General features: G+C 66.2%; 25 protein-coding genes. 10 read left to right on the forward strand and 15 right to left on the reverse strand.

Annotated elements, in window-relative coordinates; translation table 11 throughout:
• Positions 1 to 85: 85 nt before the first annotated feature.
• Positions 86 to 3,829 carry a multifunctional oxoglutarate decarboxylase/oxoglutarate dehydrogenase thiamine pyrophosphate-binding subunit/dihydrolipoyllysine-residue succinyltransferase subunit gene (locus tag HMPREF3067_RS09080; RefSeq protein ID WP_070769405.1) on the forward strand — a complete coding sequence of 1,248 codons (3,744 nt, stop codon included), beginning with the start codon at positions 86 to 88 and terminating at the stop codon, positions 3,827 to 3,829.
• An 86-nt stretch (positions 3,830 to 3,915) separates the two neighbouring features.
• On the opposite strand, the gene HMPREF3067_RS09085 is transcribed toward HMPREF3067_RS09080, so the two are convergent.
• A complete protein-coding gene (locus tag HMPREF3067_RS09085; protein WP_070769406.1) occupies positions 3,916 to 4,962 on the reverse strand; it encodes an HNH endonuclease signature motif containing protein in 1,047 nt (348 codons plus the stop codon).
• Positions 4,963 to 5,110: 148 nt separating this feature from the next.
• On the reverse strand, positions 5,111 to 5,815 hold the full coding sequence (locus tag HMPREF3067_RS09090; protein ID WP_070769407.1) for a hypothetical protein: 705 nt from the start codon (positions 5,813 to 5,815) through the stop codon (positions 5,111 to 5,113).
• A gap of 94 nt (positions 5,816 to 5,909) precedes the next feature.
• On the opposite strand from HMPREF3067_RS09090, the gene HMPREF3067_RS09095 reads away from it, so the two are divergent.
• A complete protein-coding gene (locus HMPREF3067_RS09095) occupies positions 5,910 to 7,046 on the forward strand; it encodes a P-loop NTPase (RefSeq protein WP_070769408.1) in 1,137 nt (378 codons plus the stop codon).
• Positions 7,047 to 7,059: 13 nt separating this feature from the next.
• On the opposite strand, the gene HMPREF3067_RS09100 is transcribed toward HMPREF3067_RS09095, so the two are convergent.
• From HMPREF3067_RS09100 to sigE, 3 genes are all read right to left on the reverse strand, one after another.
• On the reverse strand, positions 7,060 to 7,635 hold the full coding sequence (locus tag HMPREF3067_RS09100) for a twin-arginine translocase TatA/TatE family subunit (protein ID WP_070769409.1): 576 nt from the start codon (positions 7,633 to 7,635) through the stop codon (positions 7,060 to 7,062).
• 5 nt (positions 7,636 to 7,640) lie between these two features.
• Complete coding sequence (locus HMPREF3067_RS09105; RefSeq protein WP_070769437.1) at positions 7,641 to 8,048, reverse strand: zf-HC2 domain-containing protein; 408 nt, start codon at positions 8,046 to 8,048, stop codon at positions 7,641 to 7,643.
• Positions 8,049 to 8,197: 149 nt separating this feature from the next.
• On the reverse strand, positions 8,198 to 8,806 hold the full coding sequence (gene sigE, locus HMPREF3067_RS09110) for an RNA polymerase sigma factor SigE (protein ID WP_070769410.1): 609 nt from the start codon (positions 8,804 to 8,806) through the stop codon (positions 8,198 to 8,200).
• 114 nt (positions 8,807 to 8,920) lie between these two features.
• Between sigE and HMPREF3067_RS09115 the strand changes: the two genes are divergently transcribed.
• Complete coding sequence (locus HMPREF3067_RS09115) at positions 8,921 to 9,592, forward strand: O-methyltransferase (RefSeq protein ID WP_168166966.1); 672 nt, start codon at positions 8,921 to 8,923, stop codon at positions 9,590 to 9,592.
• Here HMPREF3067_RS09115 and glgC read toward each other — a convergent pair.
• Positions 9,589 to 10,806: a glucose-1-phosphate adenylyltransferase gene (gene glgC, locus HMPREF3067_RS09120; RefSeq protein ID WP_070769438.1), complete on the reverse strand. Its 1,218-nt coding sequence runs from the start codon at positions 10,804 to 10,806 to the stop codon at positions 9,589 to 9,591. The two genes, HMPREF3067_RS09115 and glgC, sit on opposite strands and share 4 nt — an antisense overlap.
• 109 nt (positions 10,807 to 10,915) lie before the next feature.
• Here glgC and glgA point away from each other — a divergent pair, with 109 nt between their 5' ends.
• Together glgA and HMPREF3067_RS09130 are read left to right on the forward strand one after the other, a co-directional pair.
• Positions 10,916 to 12,070: a glycogen synthase gene (gene glgA / locus HMPREF3067_RS09125; protein WP_070769412.1), complete on the forward strand. Its 1,155-nt coding sequence runs from the start codon at positions 10,916 to 10,918 to the stop codon at positions 12,068 to 12,070.
• A 157-nt stretch (positions 12,071 to 12,227) separates the two neighbouring features.
• Positions 12,228 to 13,511, forward strand: a complete 1,284-nt coding sequence (locus HMPREF3067_RS09130; protein WP_371259791.1) for a GH32 C-terminal domain-containing protein — start codon at positions 12,228 to 12,230, stop codon at positions 13,509 to 13,511.
• A gap of 16 nt (positions 13,512 to 13,527) precedes the next feature.
• Here the strand turns inward: HMPREF3067_RS09130 and HMPREF3067_RS09135 are convergent, their stop codons facing one another.
• From HMPREF3067_RS09135 to dapE, 7 genes are read right to left on the reverse strand one after another with little or no spacing between them, the layout of a single operon-like run.
• A complete protein-coding gene (locus HMPREF3067_RS09135; protein WP_070769413.1) occupies positions 13,528 to 14,388 on the reverse strand; it encodes a methyltransferase domain-containing protein in 861 nt (286 codons plus the stop codon).
• Positions 14,389 to 14,397: 9 nt separating this feature from the next.
• Positions 14,398 to 14,565 (reverse strand): DUF3117 domain-containing protein, encoded by a 168-nt coding sequence (locus HMPREF3067_RS09140; protein WP_070769414.1) that lies wholly within the window; start codon positions 14,563 to 14,565, stop codon positions 14,398 to 14,400.
• 44 nt (positions 14,566 to 14,609) lie between these two features.
• Positions 14,610 to 14,897, reverse strand: a complete 288-nt coding sequence (locus HMPREF3067_RS09145) for a hypothetical protein (RefSeq protein WP_070769415.1) — start codon at positions 14,895 to 14,897, stop codon at positions 14,610 to 14,612.
• Complete coding sequence (locus HMPREF3067_RS09150; protein WP_070769416.1) at positions 14,894 to 15,637, reverse strand: glucosyl-3-phosphoglycerate synthase; 744 nt, start codon at positions 15,635 to 15,637, stop codon at positions 14,894 to 14,896. Before HMPREF3067_RS09150 ends, HMPREF3067_RS09145 begins: the two co-directional genes overlap by 4 nt.
• Positions 15,634 to 16,446, reverse strand: coding sequence for a dihydropteroate synthase (gene folP / locus HMPREF3067_RS09155; protein WP_070769439.1), 813 nt, complete (start codon positions 16,444 to 16,446; stop codon positions 15,634 to 15,636). Before folP ends, HMPREF3067_RS09150 begins: the two co-directional genes overlap by 4 nt.
• A gap of 31 nt (positions 16,447 to 16,477) precedes the next feature.
• The gene (locus tag HMPREF3067_RS09160) at positions 16,478 to 17,269 is read right to left on the reverse strand and encodes an LOG family protein (protein WP_070769417.1); all 792 of its coding nucleotides are present in this window, start codon (positions 17,267 to 17,269) and stop codon (positions 16,478 to 16,480) included.
• Positions 17,270 to 17,308: 39 nt separating this feature from the next.
• Entirely contained in the window at positions 17,309 to 18,412 is a 1,104-nt protein-coding gene (gene dapE / locus HMPREF3067_RS09165; protein ID WP_070769418.1) for a succinyl-diaminopimelate desuccinylase, read from the reverse strand.
• Positions 18,413 to 18,541: 129 nt separating this feature from the next.
• On the opposite strand from dapE, the gene HMPREF3067_RS09170 reads away from it, so the two are divergent.
• From HMPREF3067_RS09170 to HMPREF3067_RS09195, 5 genes are all read left to right on the forward strand, one after another.
• Positions 18,542 to 19,912 (forward strand): amino acid permease, encoded by a 1,371-nt coding sequence (locus HMPREF3067_RS09170; protein WP_070769419.1) that lies wholly within the window; start codon positions 18,542 to 18,544, stop codon positions 19,910 to 19,912.
• An 83-nt stretch (positions 19,913 to 19,995) separates the two neighbouring features.
• Positions 19,996 to 20,967, forward strand: a complete 972-nt coding sequence (dapD, locus tag HMPREF3067_RS09175) for a 2,3,4,5-tetrahydropyridine-2,6-dicarboxylate N-succinyltransferase (RefSeq protein ID WP_070769420.1) — start codon at positions 19,996 to 19,998, stop codon at positions 20,965 to 20,967.
• 124 nt (positions 20,968 to 21,091) lie between these two features.
• Entirely contained in the window at positions 21,092 to 22,423 is a 1,332-nt protein-coding gene (locus HMPREF3067_RS09180; RefSeq protein WP_246819285.1) for an amino acid permease, read from the forward strand.
• A gap of 446 nt (positions 22,424 to 22,869) precedes the next feature.
• Positions 22,870 to 23,727, forward strand: a complete 858-nt coding sequence (locus HMPREF3067_RS09190) for a type IV toxin-antitoxin system AbiEi family antitoxin domain-containing protein (RefSeq protein WP_070769423.1) — start codon at positions 22,870 to 22,872, stop codon at positions 23,725 to 23,727.
• 150 nt (positions 23,728 to 23,877) lie between these two features.
• Positions 23,878 to 24,369, forward strand: a complete 492-nt coding sequence (locus HMPREF3067_RS09195; protein ID WP_070769424.1) for a hypothetical protein — start codon at positions 23,878 to 23,880, stop codon at positions 24,367 to 24,369.
• Between the two features lie 138 nt (positions 24,370 to 24,507).
• On the opposite strand, the gene HMPREF3067_RS09200 is transcribed toward HMPREF3067_RS09195, so the two are convergent.
• Together HMPREF3067_RS09200 and HMPREF3067_RS09205 are read right to left on the reverse strand one after the other, a co-directional pair.
• The gene (locus tag HMPREF3067_RS09200) at positions 24,508 to 25,071 is read right to left on the reverse strand and encodes a GtrA family protein (RefSeq protein WP_070769425.1); all 564 of its coding nucleotides are present in this window, start codon (positions 25,069 to 25,071) and stop codon (positions 24,508 to 24,510) included.
• A gap of 57 nt (positions 25,072 to 25,128) precedes the next feature.
• On the reverse strand, positions 25,129 to 25,929 hold the full coding sequence (locus tag HMPREF3067_RS09205) for a pseudouridine synthase (RefSeq protein ID WP_141759377.1): 801 nt from the start codon (positions 25,927 to 25,929) through the stop codon (positions 25,129 to 25,131).
• Between the last annotated feature and the right edge of the window lies 1 nt (position 25,930).

Consider the following 25,930-nt stretch of genomic DNA (forward strand, 5'->3'; position numbering starts at 1 on the left):
GGGCATTACCCCCGCCGTGGATGTTTACCACTAAAGTTGATGTGACTACCCGACAAAGCTAAAGGAAAAGAGGCGAGCACCTGCCGTGAGCAAGTCGAATATATTCGGCCCGAACGCGTGGCTGATTGACGAACAGTTCCAGCAGTATTCCCAAGATCCATCCTCCGTAGATAAGGAATGGCGGGAGTTTTTCGAGGCCAACGGCGCCCCTAAAAAGTCGGCTGACGCCGGCAAATCGGGGCCGGCCAAGCCGAAGAAGAACAAGCCGGCTAAGGCGGCCAAGGAATCTGAAGGCACGACTGCCAAGACCAAGCAGAACGTCCGCGAGACCGAGGTCTCCAAAAACGTGAAGAAGGCCCAGAAGGAATCCGCCAAGGCCAACACCCCGGCTAAGGAAAAGGCCCCGACCTCACCCCTGGATCGCATCGGCGCTACCCCCGAACCGGGCCAGAAGCCGCTCAAGGGTACCTTCAAGGCCATCGCCAAGAACATGGACGAGTCGCTGGAGATCCCGACCGCGACCACCGTGCGCGACATGCCGGTCAAGCTCATGTGGGAAAACCGCTCCATGATCAACGACCACCTCAAGCGCACCCGCGGTGGCAAGATCTCCTTTACTCACATCATCGGCTACGCACTGGTCAAGGCCACGCAGATCCACCCGGCCATGAACGTGCGCTACGAGGTTTCCGACGGCAAGCCGACCGTCGTCCAGCCCGAGCACATCAACCTGGGTCTGGCCATCGACCTGCCGCAGAAGGATGGCTCCCGCGCGCTGGTCGTCGCCGCCATCAAGGAATGTGAAAACAAGGGCTTTGCCGAGTTCGTCGACGCCTACGAGGACATCGTCACCCGTTCCCGCAACGGCAAGCTGACGATGGACGACTTCTCCGGCGTGACCATCAACCTGACGAACCCGGGCGGCATCGGCACTCGCCACTCCATCGCCCGCCTGACCAAGGGCTCCGGCTCCATCATCGGCGTGGGCTCCATGGACTACCCGGCCGAGTTCGCCGGCGCCTCCGCGGACCGCCTGGCGGACCTGGGCGTGGGCCGCCTGGTCACCCTGACCTCCACCTACGACCACCGCGTCATCCAGGGTGCCGAGTCCGGCGAGTTCCTGCGCACCATCGGCCAGCTGCTGGTCGACGACAAGTTCTGGGACGAGCTCTTCGCCGAGATGGGCGTTCCCTACCAGCCGTTCCGCTGGGCCCAGGACGTGCCGAACTCCGGCGTGGACAAGAACACCCGCGTCATGCAGCTCATCGAGGCCTACCGCTCCCGCGGACACCTGCTGGCCGACGTCAACCCGCTGGGCTGGCACCAGCCGGGTCTGCCGTCGCCGGATCACCGCGACCTGGACATGGCCACCCACGGCCTGACCATCTGGGACCTGGATCGCACCTTCAACGTCGGCGGTTTCGGTGGCAAGGAATCCATGACGCTGCGCGAGGTCCTGTCCCGCTTGCGTTCGGCCTACACCCTGAAGGTCGGCTCCGAGTACGCCCACATCCTCGATCGCGACGAGCGCAGCTGGCTGCAGGATCGCCTCGAAGACGGCATGCCCAAGCCGACCAACGCCGAGCAGAAGTACATCCTGCAGAAGGTCAACGCCGCCGAGGCTTTCGAGAACTTCCTGCAGACCAAGTACGTCGGCCAGAAGCGCTTCTCCCTGGAGGGCGCCGAGTCTCTCATCCCGCTGATGGACTCCATCATCGACACCGCCGCCGGCCAGGGCCTGGACGAGGTCGTCATCGGCATGCCGCACCGCGGCCGCCTGAACGTCCTGTTCAACATCGTGGGCAAGCCGCTGGCCGAGCTCTTCGAAGAGTTCGACGGTAACTACCGCGGCGGCCAGCTGGGTGGCTCCGGCGACGTCAAGTACCACCTGGGCGCCAGCGGCGAGCACCTCCAGATGTTCGGCGACGGCGAGATTAAGGTCTCCCTGACCGCCAACCCGTCCCACCTGGAGGCCGTCGACCCGGTACTGGTTGGCATGGCCCGCGCCAAGCAGGACATCATCGACCAGGGCGACGAGGGTTACTCCGTCGTCCCGCTGATGCTGCACGGCGATGCCTCCTTCACCGGCCTGGGCGTCGTCCAGGAGACCATCAACCTGTCCAACCTGCGCGGCTACACCGTCGGCGGCACCATCCACATCGTGGTCAACAACCAGATCGGTTTCACCACCACCCCGGATTCCGGTCGCTCGACCCACTACGCCACGGACCTGGCCAAGGGCTTCGACTGCCCGGTCTTCCACGTCAACGGCGACGACCCAGAGGCCGTCGTCTGGGTCGGCCAGCTGGCTACCGAGTACCGCCGCCAGTTCGGCAAGGACGTTTTCATCGACCTGCTGTGCTACCGCCTGCGCGGCCACAACGAGGCCGACGACCCGTCGATGACCCAGCCGGTCCTCTACGACCTCATCAACGACCACAAGGGCGTGCGCGAGTCCTACACCGAGGACCTTATCGGCCGTGGCGACCTCTCGGCGGAGGACGCCGAGGCCGCCGCCCGCGACTTCCACGACCAGATGGAATCCGTGTTCACCGAGGTCAAGGAAGCCGAAAAGACCGGCCCGCAGGAGCAGACCGGCATCACCTCCTCCCAGGAGCTGACCCGGGGTCTGGACACCTCCATCACCGCCGAGGAGATGAACGAGCTGGGCCAGGCCTTCGTCAACCCGCCGGAGGGCTTCGACCTGCACAAGCGCGTGTCCAAGGTAGCCAAGGAGCGCGCCAAGACCGCCCAGGAAGGCGGCATCGACTGGGCCTGGGGCGAGCTGCTTGCCTTCGGCTCACTGGCTAACTCCGGCAAGGTCATTCGCATCGCCGGTGAGGATACCCGCCGCGGTACCTTCACCCAGCGCCACGCGGTCCTGTTCGACCCGGAAACCGGCGAGGAGTACAACCCGCTCAACCACGTGGCCGACGCCAAGGGCAATGGCGGCAAGTTCCTCATCTACAACTCCGCCCTGACCGAGTACGCCGGCATGGGCTTCGAGTACGGCTATTCTCTGGGCAACCAGGATGCCCTGGTAGCCTGGGAAGCCCAGTTCGGCGACTTCGCCAACGGCGCGCAGACCATCATCGATGAGTACGTCGCCTCCGGCGAGGCCAAGTGGGGCCAGACCTCCTCGCTCGTGCTACTGCTGCCGCACGGCTACGAGGGCCAGGGCCCGGACCACTCCTCCGCCCGTATCGAGCGCTACCTGCAGCTGTGCGCCGAGGGCTCGATGACCGTGGCCCAGCCGACCACCCCGGCCAACCACTTCCACCTGCTGCGCCGCCAGGCACTCGGCACGATGAAGCGCCCGCTGGTCGTCTTCACCCCGAAGTCCATGCTGCGTAACAAGCAGGCCACCTCGGCCGTGGAGGACTTCACCGAGGTGACCTCCTTCCGCTCGGTCATCAACGACCCGAACCAGGTGGATCACAACGGCAAGGTAGTCGGCGACCCGGACAAGGTTAAGACCATCATGCTCTGCTCCGGCAAGATCTACTACGACCTGGAGAAGAAGCGCGAGAAGGACGGCCGCGACGACGTCGCCATCGTGCGCGTCGAGATGCTGCACCCGATCCCGTTCAACCGCCTGCGCGAGGCCTTCGAGTCCTACCCGAACGCCACCCAGGTGCGCTTCGTCCAGGACGAGCCGGCCAACCAGGGTCCGTGGCCGTTCTACAACGAGCACCTGCGCGAGCTGATTCCGGACATGCCGGAATTGGTCCGCGTGTCCCGCCGCGCGCAGTCCTCGACTGCCACCGGCGTGTCCAAGGTCCACCAGCTCGAGCAGAAGAACCTGCTCGATGAGGCCTTCGACGTCTAGACCGCGCTCAAGGCACGCCAACTAGCCGGCCCGCTGCCCTCCCTCAGTCAGGGAGGCGGCGGGTCGGTTTTTATCTCTGGGCGGGCCTACCGGGGCGGTATCCACACCGTCTTTCCGCGCACCCGGGCCATCCTGCCCCGCGATGCCGGCCCACCGCGCCCCGCGTCATCGTTCGCGCCGTTGTGGTGCGGGCACAAGGTCACCAGGTTGTCCATGTTGGTCGGCCCTCCCCGCTCCCAGGGTCTCATGTGGTGTATCTGGCACTCGTCGCCGCCGACCAGGCAGTCCGGCCAGGCGCAGACCGGGTTTTCCATCAGCGCCAGGCGCCGCTGCTTGTCGGAGGCAAATCGCTCGATGCGGTAGAGGTTCACCGGCCCGCGCACCGGGTCCACCAAGCCGACGAAGCCGAACTCGCTGAGCTTGCGGCGCACCAGCTCGGCGCCGCTGATGATGGCGCCGTTGGTCAGCTGGACGGTGATGTCTTCGGCGCCGGTGGTGCCTTCGGCGCCGAAGGGGGCATCGCTAAGCAGGCGGCCGAAGTCGCTGATGTCCATGACCGCGTTGGTGGTCGCGGGCGTGGCCGCCCCGCCTCCGCCTAGAAGGGCGGCCCGGGCGTCGTCGACCGAGTCGATATTGGCGTGCAGATCCGCGATGAACGCCGAGTCCGCGGTAATCTTCCACGACCACAGTCCGTCCTTGCCGCGGCGCATCTCGACGCCGGGCGTGCGGGTCGGGCTCGGGTTGGCCTCGCGCACCTTCCGGCGAGCGATGCGCCCCATCGCCTCCTCGTCCGCCGCAATGCCCGCGAGCTCCTCGAAGATGCGCCAGGCGTCGTCCTGCTTGCGGGCGCGCCCGACGTGGTAGGCAATCACCAGCAGCACTGCCAGGTCGTGGCCAATCCGCCGCGCGGCGGCTAGGGCGCGGCGTTGGCGGCCGTGGTAGCGGGTCGCCCCGAAAAAGAGGTCGCGCACTCCCAGCAGCTCTTCGGCGCCGGCGCGCGTGGCCCCGGCGTGCTTTACGAGGTCGTCGGTACTGGCGCCGCGGACCTCCTCCAGCAGGTCGATGCCCGTCGCCCGCGCCCCGAAATACGCCCGCGTGCGTTCTAAACGGTCTGGATCAAATTCTGTGTACATGCCTCCACAACAGCAGCCGACGCCGCCGCGCTCAACCACGCGCAGCGGCAGCCTGTGGATAACTGGCCCAAAATATATGCGGGCGCATAGACCGCGGGGTTATCCACAGGCCAAGGCGCTATTGACCGGCGCACCATCTACCAGCGCGCTATTCTTCGGTGGAATCCGAGTCGCTGTTGGCCTCCAACTCGCCTTCGGGGACGCTGTTCTGGCTCCAGCGGGCAACGACCTTCTCGATGTCGCCGTCGCCGGACTCGACTTCCTCGACCAGCTCGTTGATGTCCTGCTCGATGAGGAACCTCGACAACGAGCCCAGCATCTCCTTTTCCTCTCGGTCCAAAAGGCCCTTCGTGAAGATGGGGCTGTAGTTCTGGGGCAGCTCGCTGGCGGGGCTCGCGCTGCAGCCCTGGGCGGTGGACGGGTCGACGGTGGTCAGCGTGGTGGGCAGCGATTCCATCATCGCGATATGGGTTTGCCCGTTGCGGTCCTCGTGTCGGCTGGCCTCGCCGGCGCTGAAGTCTTGCTCCATCTCCCGGGCGCGGTCGGGGTCGAGAGCGAAGAGGGCGTCGCCGGTACAGGCGGCCCAGAAATTACCGTCCTCGCCCATCTTTTCCACCAGCGAGGAACCGGCCGTGTTGTCCTCAACGACCAGCTCGGCGCTGCGGTCGTTGCGGGCGAAGGCCTGCTTGAAGATCTCGGCGACGACCTTGCCCTCCGTGTCCTGCGAATCCACCAGAATGCGGATGTCCCCGTCCTCCCGCGGGTCGGCGGAGCTGCCGGGTTCGGCCTCCGCGCACCCGCTCAAGGCCACCGCCGCGGCGACGAGGCAGGCGGCACCGGCTTGCACACGCATCGAGTCTCCTCCCAACGTTGAAATTCCCTGTCATCTTACACCGCTTGCCCCGAGGTGTATTTTTCCCAGCCCGGTTACTACGATGGTTCATGATATGACTAGTGCACTAACCGAATCCGCTGTCCGCAGCGCGCTCTCCCGCGTAGAAGATCCCGAAATCGGGCGCCCGATTACTGAACTCGACATGGTCAAGTCCATTGCCATCGACGGCAACGACGTCGCCGTGGAAATCTACCTGACCATCGCCGGCTGCCCGATGAAAAACACCATCCAGTCCAACACCCAGGCGGCGTTGGAGGACATCGACGGCGTCGGCGACGTCACCGTGACGCTGGACGCGATGAACGACGAGCAGCGCCTCGCGCTGAAAGAGAAACTCCGCGGCGGCAAAGCCGAGCCGGAGATCCCGTTTGCGAAGCCCGATTCGACCACCCGCGTCTTCGCGGTGGCGTCGGGCAAGGGCGGCGTGGGCAAGTCGTCGGTTACCGTCAACCTGGCCTCCGCCCTGCAGCGCAAGGGCCTCAAGGTGGGCATTATCGATGCCGACATCTACGGCCACTCCGTCCCCGGCCTGCTGGGCTCCACCGCGGGCCCCACCGTGCTGGACGAAGAGATGCTGCTGCCGCCCATCGCGCACGATATTAAGCACATCTCCATCGGGCAGTTCGTCGAGGGCAACGCGCCCGTCGTCTGGCGCGGGCCGATGCTCCACCGCGCCCTCCAGCAGTTCTTGGTCGACGTCTTCTGGGGCGACCTAGACGTGCTACTGCTGGACCTGCCGCCCGGCACCGGCGATGTCGCGCTCTCGGTGGCCCAGCTCATCCCCAACGCCGAGCTGCTTATCGTCACCACCCCGCAGGCCGCGGCCGCGGAGGTCGCCGAGCGCGCCGGCTCCATCTCCCAGCAGACGCGCCAGCGCGTGGCCGGCGTCATCGAGAACATGGGCGCGATGGTAATGCCGGACGGCACCACCATGGATATCTTCGGCAGCGGCGGCGGCCAGATCGTCGCCGACCGGCTGAGCACCCTTCTGGGCCACGAGGTCCCGCTACTGGGCCAGATCCCGCTGGATCCGGCGCTGCGCACCGGGGGCGATGCCGGCGTACCCATCCTCGAGCAGGCCGCAGACTCGGCCGCAGCGCAGGCCGTTGCCTCCATCGCGGACAAGATCGCGGTGCGCAAGGATTCCCTGGCCGGCAAGCCGCTCGGCCTGGGCGTTACCCGCCACTAGGCGCCACTAGGCGCTAGCTGATATCCGACCAGCTAAAGCCCGACGGCTGGTCGGGGTGGGGTTCGTCGCGGCGCTGCCCGGCCTGCTGCGGCTTAGCCTGCCGTGGCTGAGCCTGCGGTTGCTGCTCAGCCTGCGTCGCGGGGGTGGCATCGGCAGCATAAATCTGCGAATAGTCGAAGCCCTGCGTGGCCGCCGCGGTGTTGGTCTCGCGCGGCTGGTCGGTGTACGGGCTGTAGCTTTCCTCGCGCTGCTCGACCTTCGCAGCCGGCTCGTCTAAGAACTTCTTCGGGTTGAAGTCGTCCCAGGCGCTGTCATCGCCGTCGAAAAGCGCCTTGGTCAGAACGCCGCGGGGTCCGAGCCGTCCCCACTCCATGGCCTGGTTGAGCGGCCCACGCAGGTCGTCGAATTCCTTGGAGAACTCCCCCACCTCGCCGTTGAGCTCGGCCTTGGCGTTATTGATCGCCCGCCGAGCGGCGAAGATCGCGGCGCGCACGTCCTGGAGCACCCCGGGCAGCCGCTCTGGGCCGATGACGACGACGGCGATCAGCACGATCACCACGATCTCGGTAACGCCTAAATTCGAAAACACGTGACTTATTCTAGTCTTTCTCCGCGGCCCTGGTTGTGCCTGATCGCCCGCACCATCATCTCCAGCCGGTCAAACAGATCCTGCTCGGGGCGGTAGGCCGGCGTGGAGGCGTCCGGCCCCGGCCCCACCGCGGAGCTCGCGATGCTGGTCAGCTTATCCACCAGCGAATGAGGTGCGCGCACCTGGTGGTCGACGTTGCACATGCGCACCCATTCCGACGCACCGCGCTGCACGTGGACCTCGCGGCGGCACTCGGCGCAGTGGACCAGGTGCACGCGCACGCGGTGGGCTGCCTTGCGCTCCATCTCGCCATCAACGAAGGCCACGACGGCCTCGGGGCCCAAGTGCCCGATGGTGTCCATGCGGCGCGCCCGCGCCTTAGCCTTGTCGCGGATCTTGCGGGCCCGCGCAATCCCAGCCGCGCCCGCCGAACCCGCCGAGCCGACAGCTCCGGCCGAGCCAGCCGAGCTCAGCGAAGAAAAGCGCGATACCTGCGGGTGCACAGCTGTGGCCTCCTTTCAGCCCCGAAGTACTAGTCCTAACAACAGCCTAGGGAATTTTTCTAGGACTTGGTGGGAAGCAGGAGGCGAGCGTCGGCATCGTTAGCCGCGGCGGACTCGATGGCCGCCCGCAGTTGGGACCGGCCGCGGTGAATGCGGGAGCGCACCGTGCCCATCTTGACGCCCAGGGTTTCGGCGATTTCGTCGTAGCTCATGCCCACGACGTCGCAGAGCACGACAACGACGCGGAACTCAGGGCTCAGCGAGTCCAGCGCGGCCTGCAGGGCCGGGTCCAGGTTGGCCACGGTGTAGGCCTGCTCGGGCGTCATGTCGTTGCCCGGCACGCGGTCGTAGTCCTCGGGCAGGGCCTCCATGCGGATCTTCGCGCGGTGGCGCACCATGTCCAGAAAAAGGTTGGTGGTAATCCGGTGCAGCCAGCCCTCGAAGGTCCCGGGCTGGTAGTTGTGCAGGGACCTAAACACGCGCATGAAGGTCTCTTGGGTCAGATCTTCCGCGTCGTGTTGGTTACCGGACAGGCGGTAGGCTAGGCGGTAGACGCTGTCGGCGTGCTCGGCCACCAGGTCGGCCCAGGACGGCATGGCTGCCTGCCCGGCATCGAAAGCAGCGGTGCTCACGGGGGCAGTGTTCGACGAGGAAGAGTCTTTTGCCATAACAGGTATTGTGCTACATCTTTCTTCCAAACTCCAGACGGTGGGCTGTACATTTGCTGTTAACCGTTTTGCCACCCACGACTCGGGGCGTTATCCCCACCTAAGTGGGGCGTTATGCCTAGACTGAAGGCTGTGACTACTACGGCTTTTGACGCACTGCAATCCTATATTGGCTCGACTTCCGCGCCCTCGGAGGCGCTCGCGCACGCCCGCGACCACGCGCAGGAGTATTCCCTGCCGCTGCCGGACGAGCCGTTGGGCCAGCTGATTAGCACCCTCGCCGCCGCCTCCACGGGGCATGCGGCCACGCCGAAGGCCCAAGCAATTGTCATTTCGCCGGCCGCGGCGGTCGTCGGCCTCTACGTTTTGGAGGGCCTTTCCGAGTCGGGCTCGCTGACCTGCATCGACCCGGAGGCCGAGCACCAAGCCGCGGCCAAGGCCTCCTTCCGCGAGGCCGGCTACCCGCCGAGCCGCGTGCGCTACCTACCGTCCCGCCCGCTGGACGTGATGAGCCGCCTGGCCAGCGAGTCCTACCAGGTCATCTACGCCGACGTGCACAGCCTGGATCTGCCCGCGCTAGTCGATGCCGCCTGGCCCCTCCTGTCCCCGCACGGCACCCTGGTCCTGCCGAATGCCCTGCTGGACGGGACCCTGGGCGATAGCTCGCGCACGGACCGGGCCACCCAGTCCGCCCGCCAGGCCGACGCCGCCATCCGCGAGCTCGAGGGCACCGTGGTCACCCGCCTGCCGCTGGGCGGCGGCGTCACGCTCGTAACGAAGCTCTAGACGCGCTGGTTCTTGCCGACGACGACCACGCCGCCGGCCGAAATCTGAAAGCGCTCGGCGTCGCGTTCGGGGTCGACGCCGACGATGGCCCCCTCGCCTACCTCGACGTTTTTATCCAGGATGGCCCGGCGCACCACGGCCCCGCGGCCGACGCGCACGCCCGGCAGCAACACGGAGCCCTCGACGGTCGCGCCGTCAGCGACGTGCACGTCAGAAGCCAGCACCGAGTTGCGCACCGTGCCGCCGGAGATGATGCAGCCCGGGGCCACCATCGACGACTGCGCGATGCCGTTTTGCACGAACTTCGCCGGCGGGAAGTTGGAATCATCCGTCGAGTGGATGGGCCAGTTCCGGTTGTAGAGGTTGAAGATGGGGTGCACGGAGATGAGATCCATGTGCGCCTCGTAGAAGGAGTCGATAGTCCCCACGTCGCGCCAGTATCCGTGGTCGCGCTCGGTGGAGCCGGGCACCTGGTTGGACATAAAGTCGTAGACGTGAGCCTGGCCGCGTTCCACGAAGTACGGGATGATGTTGCCTCCCATGTCGTGCGCGGATTCAGGGTCGTCCTCGTCGGCCAAAAGGGCATCGATAAGTGCCTGGGCGGTGAAGACGTAGTTGCCCATGGAAGCATACGTCTGCGTCGGGTCGTCGGGGGTGGACGGCGGATCGGCCGGCTTCTCGACGAACTCAGTGATAGTGCCCATGCCGTCGGCCTGGATGCAGCCGAAGGCACTGGCCTCGGAGCGGGGCACGCGGATGCCGGCGACGGAGCAGTCCAGGCCGGTCGCGATGTGCTCGTCGACCATCTGAGCTGGGTCCATGCGGTAGACGTGGTCGGCGCCGAAGACGATGACGTAGTCCGGCTTCTCGTCGTGGATGAGGTTCAGCGACTGGACGATGGCGTCGGCCGAGCCGTTGTACCAGCGCTTGCCGCGCCGCTGCTGGGCCGGCACGGAGGCGATGTATTGCGGCGTGGGCCCAGACAGGTTCCAGGCCTGGGAGATGTGGCGGTCGAGCGAGTGCGACTTGTACTGGGTCAGCACCGCGATTTTGAGGAAGCGGGCGTTGACTAGATTAGACAGGACGAAATCGATGAGACGGTAGGAACCGCCGAAGGGCACGGCGGGTTTGGCGCGGTCTTCCGTCAGCGGAAAGAGGCGTTTGCCCTCTCCGCCGGCAAGAACGATGGCAAGGACGTTAGGCTGGCTTCTCACGACCTCCAACCTATCCGCACGAAGGAAACTACGCAGCGGAAATTAGTAGTATTTACCCCTTGTTTACCTTCGGTGCGCGCCGCGGCATTAATCATTATTCTGGGAGGGCATGAGAGCCGGAATCTTTTCCAAGGAATACCCTCCCGAGATCTACGGCGGCGCCGGGGTCCACGTGGCCGAGCTGACTCGCTTCATGCGCGACATCATCGACGTCGATGTCCACTGCATGGGCGCCGACCGCGACGAGGCCGGTGTCTTTGCCCACGGCCCCGACAGCGCGCTGGCCGACGCCAACCCCGCCCTCAAGCCCCTGTCGACCGGCCTGCGGATGGCGCACGCGGCCGACAACCTGGACGTGGTGCACTCGCACACCTGGTATTCCGGCTTGGGCGGCCACCTGACGGGCCTACTCTACGGCATCCCGCACGTGGTAACGGCCCACTCCTTGGAGCCGCACCGCCCGTGGAAGCGCGAGCAGCTGGGCGGCGGCTACGGCATCTCCAGCTGGTCCGAGCGCAACGCCATGGAATCCGCCGACGCCGTCATCGCCGTCTCCGCCGGCATGAAGGAATCCATCTTGGACGCCTACCCGCGCATCGACGCGGACAAGGTGCATGTGGTGCTCAACGGCATCGATACGCAGCGCTGGCAGCCGCGCCACGGCGACTACCTGGCACAGCTGGGCGTGGACAGCCAGCGGCAGGTGGTCGCCTTCGTGGGCCGGATTACCCGCCAGAAGGGCGTGGAACACCTGCTGCGCGCCGCCCGCTCCTTCGACCCGGACATCCAGCTGGTGCTGTGCGCCGGCGCCCCCGATACCCCCGAGATCGCCGCGCGCACCGAGGCCTTAGTCGACACGCTGCGCGCCGAGCGCGACGGGGTTTTCTGGGTCAAGGAGATGCTCGACCACGACCGCGTCCAGCAGGTCTACACCAGCGCGGATGTTTTCGTGTGCCCGTCCATCTACGAGCCCCTGGGAATAGTTAACCTCGAGGCCATGGCGTGCGGCACCGCGGTCGTGGCCTCCCGCGTGGGAGGCATTCCGGAAGTCGTGCGCGACGGGGTTACGGGTACGCTGGTGGCCTACGACGCTGACGACGCCGCCACCTTCGAGGCGGACATCGCCCAGGCAGTCAACGACCTTGCGGCAGACCCCGACCGCGCCCGCCAGTACGGCGAGGCCGGCCGGCAGCGCGCCGTGGAGGAGTTTTCCTGGGCGACAATCGCGCAGCACACGGTCGATATCTACCGCTCGCTGGTCTGAGTTTTAAGGAGTTTTTCTTGCCAATCCACATTCATCATCCCGAGCTTCACTTCGCTCCGGAAAGCGGGATCCTGGACGCTCCCGCCGGCGCGCTGCTGGACGGGACGACCTGGCACCTGTACTTCCAGTACCGCGCGCAGCCCGGGCAGGGCGCCCGGTGGGTCACGTCTTCTCCGAGGAGATGCCCTTCGACTGGCTAGAGTGCGACGACGTGCTCGCCCCCGCCGGCGGCGAAATCACCCTGCGTGCCGGCGCTGTCGCGGCTGTCGATGCCGGCGTCAACCTGTACTTCACCGCCGTGACGTCCACGGGCAGCACCGTGGCCCTAGCCCAGGACAAGGACTTCGACCGCGTCTGCGAGGTCTCCGACGACCCGTCCACCCTGGACGCGGCCATCCAGCGGGTGGGCACCGTCGCCGCCGACACCACCGATTTCTTCCGCTTCCGCTCCCCCTGCGTCGTGCCCGGCTGGGCCGAGGCCGACCGCGACGAGGGGCACGCCGGCTGGATCATGCTGGCACTGACCGGCACCACGGAGACCCCGCAGCCGGTCATCCTCCACTCCGAGGACGGCACCTCCTGGACCTTTTCCGGACCGCTGACCTTCGCGGGCGACACCGGCCTGTCCGGCTGGAGCGCCGGCGGGGACTTGCCGCCAGTGGTCTCGCCGCGCATCATCCGCCTGCGCGACCAGGTCGACGACCACATCTACGACGTGCTGTTGGTAACCATCGAGCGCGGCGACCGGGAGGTCTCCGGTTACCTGGTCGGGCGCCTGGAGGGCACCGTGTTTACTGTGCGCACCGGCTTCCAGCAGCTCGACTTCGGGCACGACTTCACCCGCCCGCGCACCACGAACTACATGCCGGGCACGGTCGACCAGCAGCAGCGCTTCGAGCAGTCGCGCCTGTTTGGCCTCATGAACGGCCAGGGCCGCGCTGACGATGCCACCACGCACCCCTCCTTCACCGAGGAAGGCTGGGCCAACGTGCTCTCCCTGCCGCGGCACGTCACGCTACAAGGCGGCAAGCTCTTCCAGACCCCGGCGGTGGGCCTGCCGGACGCGGTCGCCGAGTCCTCCCGGGCGCGCTCCTGGGTCGGCCTGCTCAACGTCCCGGCCGGCTCGCACCTCGCGGTGGAGCTACTAGACGCCGACGGGGATCCGGCCGCGGTCGTGACCCACTCCGGCGAGGAGCTCACCCTCAAACGCTGCTCCAAGTTCCAGGATCTCTACGCCGACGACGCCCCCGCCACCGCCACCCTCGCCGAAGATGACTCTGACTCGCTGACCATCATCATCGACGGCTCTACCGTCGAGGTCTTCGCCGACGGCGGCCAGGTGGCCATGGCCTCGCGCGTCTACTTCACCGGCGGCTGCAGCGGCCTGCGCACCAGCGGCGACGCCGAAATCCTGCGCGAGTGGGAGCGCGCCGGCTCTTAGGAGAAACGGACCCGGCTTAGACCGCGCGCAGACGGTCGAGGCGGGCGCGGGCGGTGACCGACAGCGTCGTCGGCAGGGCCGCCAGGCGCTCGTCGAGCTCGGCGGCGCTGATGTGTCGCGCCGAGGGGCTCATCCCGACCTGGTCGCGGATGGACTCCTTGTCCAGGGTGATGGGGAAAGAGATATCGACCGGGTCGGCGGCCTGCTCGAGGTAGCCGCTGGCCTGCTCGTACATGCGGTCAATCTTGCCTTCTTCCACGCCCAGGATGCCCAGCGGCTCGCGCAGCTCGTCCAGGTGTCCCACCTCGGGAGTGAGCACGACTACCTGTCCGCCCGGGGCCAGAATGCGGCGGAACTCGGCGGGGTTGCGCGGCGCGAAAACCACGGAGATGGCGTGCACGCTGTTATCGCGCAGCGGCAAGCGCTCCCAGACGTCGGCGACCACGGCGCCGATCCGCGGGTGGGCCTTGGCCAGGTGCTTGGCCGCGTGCGGGGAGATGTCCAGGCCCACCCCGCGCGAGCCCGCTATCGAGTCGAGCGTGTGCGCCAGATAGTAGCCAGTGCCGGCGCCGACCTCGAGGATGCTCGGGGCGACATCGTCAGCCACCGGCTCCACGACGTCCTGGATGCTGCCGGTCACGGCCTCGACGAAGGGGGCGAAATGGCCACGGGCCAGGTAGGTCTCGCGGGCGTTGACCATGTCCATGTTATCGCCCTGGTGCTTGAGCCCCGCCCCGGCCGCAAGCGTCACGTAGCCCTGCTTGGCCACGTCGTAGCTGTGGCCGGTCTCGGACTCGAGGCGAGAAAACTCATCCGCGCCCAAAAGGGCACTTCCGTCGGCGGGATCCGCCAAAAGATCAATGATGTCGGAAAGCATAGACCTACTCTAGCTGGCGACTTCGGTCAGCAACGAACCGAGCTCCGCCGCCTCTTCCTTGGACAGCTCGATGACGATTCGCCCGCCGCCGTCGGAGGGGATCCGCATGACAATCTTGCGCGATTCTTCCACCGCTTCCATCGCTCCGCCCGTGGTACGAGGTTTCATAGCTGCCATGGTTTCCACACTTTCTTTACAAAGGATTACTGCTTCTTCCCAGTCTATCCTTTATTCAGATCCGGGGTGGCGGCCCGGTACCGTTCCAGCTCGGCGGACAGCGCCGCGATCACGCGGTCAACTTGGTCCTGGCGGTAGCCGTGGCGGGCGACGTCGAATTCCAGGGCAGCGTAGTTGCCGGCGGCGAGGGCGGCATCGTTGTGCTGGTCCGCGGTCTGCGGGTTCGGCACGGCCTCCATGACGGGCCCGGGGCCAATCAGCTTGCCCCACAGCCACGTGCCTACGACGACGAGGGCGCCCAGCACCACAATCAGCACGAGCCAAGAAATCATGGTTTGAGGATACCAGCAAGCGCCGGCCGCTCGGCCACCTCCGGGACGCCTGCGCCGGCGCGCGCCAGGATGGTCTGCGCCACGACTTCCGCCATGGGTGCCAGCTGCTCCAGCGGTTTGTTGCGGTGGCGCCGCGGGGCCAGCGGCACCTGCGCTATCGATGCTCTCCCGAAGGCCCGCCACGCATCAATCAGCAGGCCGGCCTCGACCCCGTAGTCGGAGACGAAGGGCAGCTGAAGCGCGGTTTCGCGGCGCAGGGCGTACTCGCCGCCCAGCGGCTGGTAGATATCGGTAAGCTCCGGGAAGAACAGGCGCAGCAGCGGCTTGGCGGCAAGCTCCGTGACCCTGCCGCCGCCGCTGGCCTGCCCGCCCAAGGTACGCTCGTAATGGGCCTTGACCAGGTGGATCCCCGGGTCCTGAAAGGGGCTGGCCAGGGCGTTGACCATGCCGGGTTCGGCCGAGTCCAAGTCGGCGTCGACGAAGACCACGACGTCGCCGCTCGCCGCGGCGACCCCGCGCCACAGAGACTCGCCCTTGCCGGGCACCGGCGCAATGCTTCCGAGCACCTCGCGCCAGTTGACCACCGTCGCCCCCGCGCCCGCGGCCTCGGCGGCGGTGGCGTCGGTGGAGTCTGAGTCGATGACTAAGACCTCGTGCGGGCAATCGGCCAGGCAGGCGGTAACGACCCGGGCCACGGTGGCTTCCTCGTTGAGCGCCGGGATGACAACGGAGACTCTCACGCGAGCCCCCGCGTGGTGGCCAGCGGGACGCACTGCCCGGCGATGGCCCCGGTCATGCGAATGGCATCGACGGTCTCGGCGACCTCGTGCACGCGGAAGGCCGCCACCCCGCGGGCCGCGGCCCAGGCCGTGGCCGCCAGCGTCCCGGCGACGCGCTCCCCCACCCCGCGACCGACGGTCTCGCCCACGAAGTCCTTGTTCGACAGCGCCATGAGCACCGGCCAGCCGGTGCCCACGATCTCGTCGATGCGCCGCAGCAGCTCGAGCCCGTGGAAGGTGTTCTTGCCGAAGTCGTGCGTGGGGTCGATAAAAACCAGCTCCTTCGGGCAGCCTAAACCGGCGGCCTTCTCGGCCAAGGCGGTGGTCTCCGCGATGACGTCGGCGACCACGTCGTCGAAGTGCACGCGGTGCGGGCGGGTGCGCGGGGTGATCCCGCCGGTGTGCGAGCAGACGTAGCCGACGCGGTGCTGGCCGGCGACTTCGATGAGCTGCGGGTCGAAGCCCGCCCAGGTGTCGTTGACGAGTCCTGCGCCGGCAGCGATGGCGGCATCGGCAACCTCTGCGCGCCAGGTGTCTACGGACACGACGACGTCCGGGTAGCGCTCGGCGATGGCCGCGATGGTGGGCACGACGCGGTCGATCTCCTCGGCGGCATCCACCTGCGTGCCGGGCCCGGCTTTGACGCCGCCGACATCGACTATCGATGCCCCCTCCGCAACGACCTGCCCGCAGCGCGCCAAGGCGCGGTCCAGCTCGAAGGTGCTGCCCTTGTCGTAGAAAGAATCCGGAGTGCGGTTAATAATCGCCATGACTTGGGCGATAGCGTGGTGTGGCATGGGGCTAGAGATCGCGGATGCGCCCGTCGGTCATGATGGCGTGCGCGCTGACGATGTGCTCGACGGCCTCGTCCACCGAGTCCGTAACCAGGAAGAGATCCAGATCGGTCTCGTTGATGTAGCCGTCGGCGACCAAGCGCTTTTTCATCCACTCCACCAGGCCGGACCAGTACTCGGTGTCGAGCAGGACAATCGGGTAGTTGGTCACCTTGCCAGTCTGGACCATGCAGGCAACCTCGAAGAACTCATCCATGGTGCCCATCCCGCCCGGCAGGCAGACGAAAGCCTGGGAGTACTTCAGGAACATGGTCTTGCGGGCGAAGAAATAGCGGAAGTTCAGGCCCAAGTCGACGTACTGGTTCAGTCCCTGCTCGAAGGGCAGCTCGATACCTAAGCCGATGGACATGCCGCCGGCCTCGTGCGCGCCCCGGTTGGCGGCCTCCATGATACCGGGCCCGCCGCCGGTAATGACGGCGTAGTCCGCGTCGACCAGCTTGTTGCCCAGCTCGACGGCCTGCGCGTAGGAGGGGGCATCCTCCGGCGTGCGCGCCGAGCCGAAGACGGTCACGGCCTTAGGCAGCTTCGACAGGGCGTCAAAGCCGGCCACGAACTCGCCCTGGATACGCAGCACGCGCCACGGGTCGGCGTGCTGCCACTCGTGGTCCGCGCCCGACTGCAGCAGGCGCTGGTCGTAGGTCGACTCCTGCTCGCCCTCGGTGCGCAGAAGCAGCGGCCCGCGCAGGGTGCGGTGGTAGTCCTCAGAAAGGTGCTTCTGATTGTTTTTCTGCGGTGCCATCGGCAACGGCTCCCCTTCTTGGTTTTTAAGAGTTTTCTTTTAAGAGTTCGTGGTGGTCAGGTACTGGCGCAGGACGCCGGCGACCTCGGTTATCTGGTCGACCGGGCACTGCTCGTCCGGCTTGTGTGCGAAGCCGGGATCCCCGCAGCCGAAGTTCACGGCCGGGGTGCCCATCTCGGAGAAGCGGGCCACGTCGGTCCAGCCGTACTTGGCGCGGACCTGGCCGCCGACGGCATCGATAAGCGCGGCGGCCGCGGGCTGGCCCAGGCCGGGCAGCGCGGGCCCGGCGACGTCATCGACCTCGATGTCGATGTTCTCGTGCTCGCCGAGGACCTCGCGCAGGTGGGCCATGGCCTCCTCGGAGCTGCGATCGGGCGCGAAGCGATAGTTGACGAACAGCCAGGCCTCGTCCGGAATGGTGTTGGTCGCCACGCCGGCCTCCAAGTGCACGATGTTGATGCCTTCCTTATAGACGCAGCCGTCGATTTCGACGTCGCGGGGCTGGTAGGCGGCGATGTTATTGATGACCGGGGCCAGGGTGTGGGCGGCATTGGAGCCGAGCCAGGCGCGGGCCGAGTGCGCGCGGGTACCGCGGGCGGTGACCCGCAGGCGGATGCTGCCCTGGCAGCCGGCCTCGATCATCCCGCCGGAGGGCTCGCCCAGCAGCGCCAAGTCCCCGGCCAGCCACTCCGGGTTGTCGCGCTGGATGTGGCCCAGCCCGTTGTACTCGGTGGCGACCTCCTCGCCCTCGTAGGCGATGAGGGTGAGATCGTGGCCCAAGGAGGCATCGTTAGCCAGGGTCGCGAAAGCGTTCAGGTAAACGGCCAGGCCGGACTTCATGTCGACCGTGCCGCAGCCGAACATCGTCTCGCCTTCCATATGGTGCGGCACGTTGTCGGCCAGCGGGACCGTGTCCACGTGCCCGGCCAGCACGACGCGGGAGTCCAGCCCGCGGTGGGTGCGGGCGCAGACGGTGTTGCCGAAGCGGGCCACCTCCACCTCCTCAATTGTCCGGAGGGCGGCCTCAATCGCGTCGGCGATGGCCTCCTCGTGGTGGGAGGGGCTGGGGATGTCCACCAGCTGCTTGGTCAGCTCGATCGGACAAGTCAGCAGATCTAGAGAATTCGGCTTCGGGGTACTCACAACCGGCCATGCTACCGCTTAAGGCGGGGGTGGCGGGCGTGACCTTGGTGACGAACGTGTAAACTCCCAGCAAACACTCGCTGTATTGCAGCGGGATCGACATATCGCATATCTGGGTTGGAGAATTCAATGGCAACGGAGAAACCTCATCGGCTGAAAACCCGCCACCTGACTATGATGGGCCTGGGCTCTGCCATCGGCGCCGGACTGTTTCTGGGCGTGGGCGTGGGCATCCACATCGCCGGCACGTCTATTCTCATTGCCTATGCCATCGCGGGCGCCTTGATCGCCCTGATCATGCGAATGCTGGGGGAAATGGCCTCCGCCCGCCCGTCGCTGGGTTCCTTTTCGACCTACGCCGGCCAGGCCTTCGGCAACTGGGCGCGGTTTACCTGCGGCTGGCTGTACTGGTTCATGCTGGTGATGGTCATGGGCGCCGAGATCACCGGCGCAGCAGCCATCATCGGCGGCTGGTTCGGCGTCGAGCCGTGGATCCCGGCCCTCATCGCCGTGCTGATTTTCGCCGTAATCAACTTCGCCTCCGTGCGCGGCTTCGGCGAGTTCGAATTCTGGTTCGCCGTCATCAAGGTCGCGGTGATCGTCGCCTTCCTCGTGCTCGGTGTGCTGATGGTTACCGGCCTGTGGCCGGGTACTACCTTCGTCGCCACGGAGAACTTCACCGATAACTTCCTGCCCAACGGCATCCCCGGCTTCGCCGCCGGCCTGCTGGCGGTCGCCTTCGCCTTCGGCGGCATCGAGCTGGTGACCATCGCCGCCGCGGAGTCCGAGGATCCCGCGCACAACGTCTCCACCGCCGTGCGCGCCATCATCTTCCGCATTATCGTTTTCTACCTGGGCTCGGTCGCCGTCATCGCGCTACTGCTGCCCTTCGATCTGATCCAGGACGCTGACGACGCCTCCCAGTCCCCCTTCGCCCTCGTGATGGGCACGGCCAACCTGCCGGCCGTGGCCGGCTTCATGGAGCTGGTCATCGTCGTGGCGCTGCTGTCGGCGTTCAACGCCCAGATTTATGCGACCTCCCGCCTGGTCTTCGACATGGCCCGCGACGGCAACGCCCACCACGCCTTCCTGTTCACCAACGCCCAGGGCTCGCCGCGCAACGCCGTCGTGCTGTCCATGATTTTCGCCTTCGCCTCCGTCGGCCTGCAGTACTGGAACCCGCCGGGGCTGCTGACCTTCCTGTTCAACGCCGTGGGCGGGTGCCTGCTAGTCATTTGGATCCTGGTGGTCTGCTCCTACCTGAAGCTGCACCCGGAGATGAAGGCCAACGGCGAGCTGACCCAGTTGCGCACGCCCGGCTTCCCGTACGTGCCGTGGATCGTGCTGGCCGCCTTGGGCGCGCTGATTGTGCTGATGCTCTTCGACCCGGCCGCCCGCGCCCAGATCGGCGCCGTCGTGGCGATGTCCGCCATCCTCATCGTGCTGTCCTTCGCGCTGCCGACCGGCGCGCGCAGCCAGGTGGGGCGCAACAAACGCTAATTAGCTAAACTGGCTCAACGTGCGTCTAAACAACTGAATACGTGGCATACTCCCATCGATTTTTCACGAGGCATTTTCACACTATGACTTCAGCATCCGCCCGCGGACTCGCGACCATCACCCACGACGGCACGGTCTTGGACGTCTGGTTCCCGGCCGTCCACACCGACCAGCCGGTGGAGCAGTCCGGCACCACCCAGCTGGATGAGGTCCCCCAGCAGTTCGCTGAGCTGGTAGGCCCCGACGAGGAGCGCGGCGTCGCCCGCGTGGCGGTGGCCACCGGCATCGCCTCCCTTGACGATGCCCCCATCGACACCTACGACGCTTACCTGCGCCTGCACCTGCTGTCCCACCGCGTGGTCCGCCCGCACGAGCTGAACATGGACGGCATCTTCGGCCACCTTGCCAACGTCGTGTGGACCAACTACGGCCCCTGCGCCGTCTCCGACTTCCAGATGGTGCGCGGCCGCCTGGCCTCCCGCGGCCCGGTCACCGTGTACTCCGTGGACAAGTTCCCCCGCATGGTCGACTACGTCATCCCCTCCGGCGTGCGCATTGGCGATGCTGACCGCGTCCGGTTGGGTGCCCACCTGGCGGAGGGCACCACCGTCATGCACGAGGGCTTCGTCAACTTCAACGCCGGCACCCTGGGTGCGTCCATGGTCGAGGGCCGCATTTCCGCCGGCGTGCTGGTCGGCGACGGCTCCGACATCGGCGGCGGCGCCTCCATCATGGGCACGCTGTCCGGCGGCGGCAAGGAGGTCATTTCCTTGGGCGAGCGCTGCCTGCTCGGCGCCAATTCCGGCGTCGGCATCTCGCTAGGCGACGACTGCGTGGTCGAGGCCGGTCTTTATGTCACCGCGGGCACCCGCGTGACCGTCTACGGCAAGGTGGCCGAGGCCGCCGGCGTCGAGCCGGGCGAGCAGGTCAAGGCCGCGCAGCTGTCGGGAGCTTCCGGTGTGCTGCTGCGCCGCCACTCCGTGACCGGAGCGGTGGAAGCCACCGAGTGGAAGGCCGCGGCCGTGGCCCTCAACTCCGACCTCCACAAGAATTAAAAAGCGGCACTGCGGACCCCTTCGGGGGTCCTTTTTATGCGCACCTTACACTTTAAGTGTGTCTACTGCTGAACCTACTCCCGCCGCTACCCTCGGCCACGGCCTGAAGGTCCGCCACCTGACCATGATGGGGCTGGGCTCCACCATCGGGGCCGGACTCTTCCTGGGCACCGGCGTGGCCATCGCCGCCGCCGGCCCGGCGGTGCTCGTCGCCTATATCATCGCCGGCACGCTGGCCATCCTCGTGATGCAGATGCTCGGCGAGATGGGCACCGTCATCCCCGCCTCCGGCTCGTTTTCCGAGTACGCCGAGCACGGCATCGGACGCTGGGCAGGCTTCACGCAGGGTTGGATCTACTGGCTGGCCACCGTGGCGGTGCTGGGCGCCGAAATTACCGGCGCCGCCGCCTTCATTGGCGCGTGGCTGGCCCTGCCGCCGTGGATTCCCGCGGCCGTGTGCGTGGCCATCTTCGGCGTGATTAACCTTCTGCACGTGCGCTCCTTCGGCGAGTTCGAGTACTGGTTCGCCGCCATCAAGGTCGTCGTCATCGTCGCCTTCCTGCTGCTGGGCTTGGCGCTTATCTTCGGCCTGCTGCCCGGCCACACCTTCGTGGGCACCGAGATCTTCTTGGGCGACGGCTTCATGCCCAACGGCCTGTCCGGCGTGGCCACTGGCCTGCTGGCGGTCGCCTTCGCCTTCGGCGGCATCGAGGTCGTAGCCATCGCCTCCGCCGAGTCGGAGGACCCGAAGCGTTCCCTGGTCAATGCCGTGCGCTCGACCATCCTGCGGATCTCGGTCTTCTACCTGGGTTCCGTACTGGTGATTACCTTCCTGCTGCCCTACTCCTCGCTGGGCGATTCCGACACCGCCGCCGCCTCGCCTTTTACCCGCGTGCTCGAACACGCCGGCATCCCGTTTGCGGCCGGCCTCATGGAGGTCATCATCGTGCTGGCGCTGCTGTCGGCCTTCAACGCGCAAATCTACGCTTCCTCCCGCATGATGCACTCCCTGGCCACCCGCCGCGAGGCCCCGCGTATCTTCGCCCACACCAACACCCACGGCGTACCGCTGCCGGCCATCGGGCTGTCCGTGGCGCTAGCCGCCGTCATGGTTGTGCTCAACTACGCCGATACCGGCTGGCTGCTGACCTTCATGCTCAACTCCGCGGGCGCGTCCCTGCTTATCGTGTGGACCTTCATCGCGGTGGCGCAGCTACGCCTGCGCCGCCAGCTCGAGGCCCGCTACGAGCTGCCCATCCGCATGTGGGCCTACCCCTACCTGACGTGGCTGACGCTGATTGCGCTGGCCGGTATCGCCGTGCTCATGCTCAGCGATGCCTCCTCCCGCATCCAGCTCGCCTCCGCCGGCGCCATGTTCGCGGTGCTAGCCGTCGCTGGCTTCCTCAACTCGAAGGTCCGCGGCATCTCCCCGACCTCGACGTTGGACCCGCCGTAGCGGGTCAGCTGGCTGGGCGCTCACCGTACGGTGGGCGCCTTTTCTTTTGCGCCGGCGTTTCTTCCACCTGTTCCATTAGCGACGACTCCATTGCATCCGAGGCCTCTTGCGCCGGATTCAATTGCTCCGGCGCCCCTTGCACCGGATTCAGTTCCGCCAGATTCGACTGCTCCGGCAAAAATGAACCCTTCGCGGTCACCGGCGGGGATTTTCTGTGCGCGGGCCCCGCACCCGTGACCGCGAAGGGCGCATTGGGCGGTTTGAGCTCCTTCGTCGAAGCTCACCCCCGCGGCCTACCCGCTGGGTAGCAATGTCACCACCTAGGATGGTCACATTACAGGTCGCGCCCGCCAGAAACCGGCGTGGGCGAACTATTTTTGCCGTTTTCCGGCCTTTTCTGCCCTCTCCCCTAGCAATGACTCTGCTCGCTGCCTAGCTTTAGGTACATGGCGATGTGGACGACTGCGCGGCTGCGGGAGGAGGGCATCGGCAAGCGGCGGATCCGAACGCTGCTGGCCGAGGGCCGACTTTTTCGCATCCACCGCGGGGTCTACACGGACCAGCAGCCGAACGCTCGCGAGGTCGCGGCGTGCCTGCTCGCGGCGTATCCGCGCGCGGTGCTGGCCGGGCGCAGCGCCATCGAGGTGCATTGCGGGCTGCCGCTGACCTTCCCGTTGACACTGGAGGGACCGCGGACCATCGTGGGCGAGAATTTCCGCGTCGTGCATTCGCGGATGCGCTCGGCGGAGGTGGTTGACGGGTTGCGGGTGGTGGAGCCGCTGTGGGCTGCGCGGCGCTGCCCGGAACGCAGCCACCCGATGCTGGAAGCGCACTACCACGGCAAAACCGGGCGGGCCCAGCTGGCTAAGGACAGGCGCCGGATGGGGCGGATACCGAGGGGCTTGCGGGGGTGCCTGCGCGAGTGCGCTATCGGCACGGATTCGATCCGCGAGCGAGAACTCGCGCGCGAGCTGCGCAAGCAGGGAATTTACCCGATCCATAATTCGGTCGTGTCCGGCTACCGCTTCGACCTGGAGCTGCGGCGGTGGAAGATTCTCATCGAGGTCGACGGGTATACTTACCATAACCAGCACCGCAACTTTATCCTCGACCGCATGAAGTCCAACGCAGGCCAGAACCACGGGTACCTGGTGCTGAGGTTTACCGGCGACTGCATTCGCTTCAACCTCCCCAGCGTGATCAACCAGATTCGTGACGCGATTCGGCGCCGCACGCGAGGGCATCCCGGGCAAATGACTTATGTGAGCCGCGAACCGGCATGGAAATGGCACTGGAACCTCTAAGCTTTGCCAGGTAGCCCGGGATTCTCTACGCTAAGTCACGAAGATGGGCAAGTCACGCCGCCGGCACGGTACTGATGGGTAGTCCCCCGTCTACCTCACGTACCGTTCATGCCGGCGGGAGTGGCAAGAGCGGAGAAAGGACTACCTGGCATGTCGATCGCCGATCACATCGCGAATCACACTTTTGAGCAGGTCGAGGCGTGCACCGAGGACGAGTACCAGCGGGAAATGGTCTACAAGTCCTACGCCGTGGGGTATTCCACGATGGTCTTCAGCCTGTACACCGTCGGCGCAATCTTCGCCTGGCTCCTAGACGGGCAGCTCTCCCAAGTCTCCGTAGTGGTGATTTTGCCCTACGCCCTCGCTGAGATGATCAGCACCCAATGGATGACCAAGCACATACCCCGCCCGAAGCCCGCCACCCCTCGTCTTCTTCCCACCGCGCTAGTCGCTCTACCAGCTGCAATCATGATGGCGGGCATGTTTTACAACACCTCCCAGGCAGGCAAACTGGATACGGCTAGCGACATCATCGTCGGTGGCGTCTTGGGATTTCTCGGCGGGCTGGTTTTCACCCCTCTTATCATCAACCTCCTCCGCGCACGCGACCAGAGGCGTTTGGACGCCTCCTTCGATGACTAGACAGCAGCTGGCTGGCTCGCCGGCGGGAGAGGCCATGCCTGAACCCTTCGCGGTCACCAGCACGGCGACAATGCGCTCCTAGGCTCTGCCCGTGAGCGCGAAGGGCGCGTGGGGCCGGCGAAGACCCGAAAACAAGCGCTAGGCGGGCTCCTGCTCGTGGACGACGCGCGGCCCTTCGGGCCGTGAGCGGAAGGTCCAGAGCTTGTTGATGATGAAGTTGACCGGCATGGCAAGGATGACGGAAATCATGTTGGCCCAGTAGGACATGGTGCGCAGGCCGGTGGAATCATCAAAGATCTCGCGCGGCAGGCCGATTGGCGTGGTGGGGTTCATCAGCAGCACCATGAAAATCTGCGAGACGATGAGCGCGCCCAGCCCGGTGAGCAGGAAGGGGAAGAAACCGCGCAGCCAGGACACGCTGTTGACTGATTTGAAGGTCCACATGCGGTTGAGCTGGTAGTTCCACGTGTTGGCCACGAGGAAGGCGATCACCATGAACACGTTGTACCAGCGCACGTTGAATTCGGTGCCAAGAATCGGGAACCAGACATCGGTTTCGTGCACGTGGAAGAAGTCCTCGGCGATCTTCTTGCATAGCACGAAGACGACAAAGTTAACCAGCGCACCCGAGCCGCCCACCATGCCAAACTTGATGAACTGCCGAAGGTTGGCCGCCATGCGCGCGATGCTCTGCTCACTCATGAACTACCTTTTCAGGCCTGCGGATAACAACAATAACTACTCGAGAATACTCCGCCACTACTGCGGGAGTGAAAACCGGCGCTGCGTGGCTTGCAACGGATCAGTAAAGCTAAGGCTGGTGTGCCAGAGCTTCAGCGGCCGGGAAAAATCGTAAAGGTGCAGGCCACGGTCGGTTGGGTAGGTGTCGTCACCGGCGATCGGCGCGCCCAAATAATTCAGCAACACCCGCAGCTGGTGCGTGTGCCCGGTCTCCGGCCACAGGTCGGCCACCCGCCCGTGCGCGCGGATACGGGTGCGGGTGATGGTGCCGGCGGCATCGACGGTTACGCGGGGCTGGCCGGGTACTTTGCGCATGGGCAGGGTGATGAGTTCGTCGACATCCAGCGGGGCGCTAAGCTCCGCGCGGTAGTGTTTGCGCACGCGGCGCTGGGCGAAAAGTTGCTGGTAGGCGCCGCGGGTAGCGCGCTTGCGGGAGCAGACCACCAGCCCCGCGGTCAGGCGGTCCAGCCGGTGGATGGGCACGATCTCGTCTTCGCCGAATTCTAGGCGGAGGCGGGTCTGGACGGTGTTGCGGACGATGCGCCCGTTGCTCGTCGTCGGCAGAAAATGTGGCTTGTCCACCACGATGAGGTCCTCGTCGGCAACGAGGACGCGGTGGTAGAACGGGATCTCCTCTTCCTCAGCCACGACGGGGTGAAACCACGCGGGAACGGGCCGCGGGAGCGGCTGGCTGGGGCGAAGTTTCTCGCCTTCCGCGAAGGGGGAATCGCCAGCGCGGGCGGCCCAGTACTCCCCTTCCGAAGGAACGTGGCCGCGCAGGACGGTCTTTTGCGGGGAGATGCCCTCCCGGCAGCCGATG

It is taken from the genome of Corynebacterium sp. HMSC04H06 (genome assembly GCF_001815935.1).
Lineage (GTDB): Bacteria > Actinomycetota > Actinomycetes > Mycobacteriales > Mycobacteriaceae > Corynebacterium.

Bases quoted from the DNA above. Each gene is read 5' to 3' on its own strand.
- folP (WP_070769439.1), bottom strand. From the start codon at position 16,446: ATGGCGATTATTAACCGCACTCCGGATTCTTTCTACGACAAGGGCAGC.
- HMPREF3067_RS09140 (WP_070769414.1), bottom strand. From the start codon at position 14,565: ATGGCAGCTATGAAACCTCGTACCACGGGCGGAGCGATGGAAGCGGTG.
- HMPREF3067_RS09085 (WP_070769406.1), bottom strand. From the start codon at position 4,962: ATGTACACAGAATTTGATCCAGACCGTTTAGAACGCACGCGGGCGTAT.
- HMPREF3067_RS09195 (WP_070769424.1), top strand. From the start codon at position 23,878: ATGTCGATCGCCGATCACATCGCGAATCACACTTTTGAGCAGGTCGAG.
- HMPREF3067_RS09170 (WP_070769419.1), top strand. From the start codon at position 18,542: ATGGCAACGGAGAAACCTCATCGGCTGAAAACCCGCCACCTGACTATG.
- HMPREF3067_RS09135 (WP_070769413.1), bottom strand. From the start codon at position 14,388: ATGCTTTCCGACATCATTGATCTTTTGGCGGATCCCGCCGACGGAAGT.
- sigE (WP_070769410.1), bottom strand. From the start codon at position 8,806: ATGGCAAAAGACTCTTCCTCGTCGAACACTGCCCCCGTGAGCACCGCT.
- HMPREF3067_RS09115 (WP_168166966.1), top strand. From the start codon at position 8,921: ATGCCTAGACTGAAGGCTGTGACTACTACGGCTTTTGACGCACTGCAA.
- glgA (WP_070769412.1), top strand. From the start codon at position 10,916: ATGAGAGCCGGAATCTTTTCCAAGGAATACCCTCCCGAGATCTACGGC.
- HMPREF3067_RS09190 (WP_070769423.1), top strand. From the start codon at position 22,870: ATGGCGATGTGGACGACTGCGCGGCTGCGGGAGGAGGGCATCGGCAAG.
- HMPREF3067_RS09090 (WP_070769407.1), bottom strand. From the start codon at position 5,815: ATGCGTGTGCAAGCCGGTGCCGCCTGCCTCGTCGCCGCGGCGGTGGCC.
- HMPREF3067_RS09200 (WP_070769425.1), bottom strand. From the start codon at position 25,071: ATGAGTGAGCAGAGCATCGCGCGCATGGCGGCCAACCTTCGGCAGTTC.
- HMPREF3067_RS09095 (WP_070769408.1), top strand. From the start codon at position 5,910: ATGACTAGTGCACTAACCGAATCCGCTGTCCGCAGCGCGCTCTCCCGC.
- HMPREF3067_RS09145 (WP_070769415.1), bottom strand. From the start codon at position 14,897: ATGATTTCTTGGCTCGTGCTGATTGTGGTGCTGGGCGCCCTCGTCGTC.
- dapD (WP_070769420.1), top strand. From the start codon at position 19,996: ATGACTTCAGCATCCGCCCGCGGACTCGCGACCATCACCCACGACGGC.
- HMPREF3067_RS09160 (WP_070769417.1), bottom strand. From the start codon at position 17,269: ATGGCACCGCAGAAAAACAATCAGAAGCACCTTTCTGAGGACTACCAC.
- HMPREF3067_RS09180 (WP_246819285.1), top strand. From the start codon at position 21,092: ATGATGGGGCTGGGCTCCACCATCGGGGCCGGACTCTTCCTGGGCACC.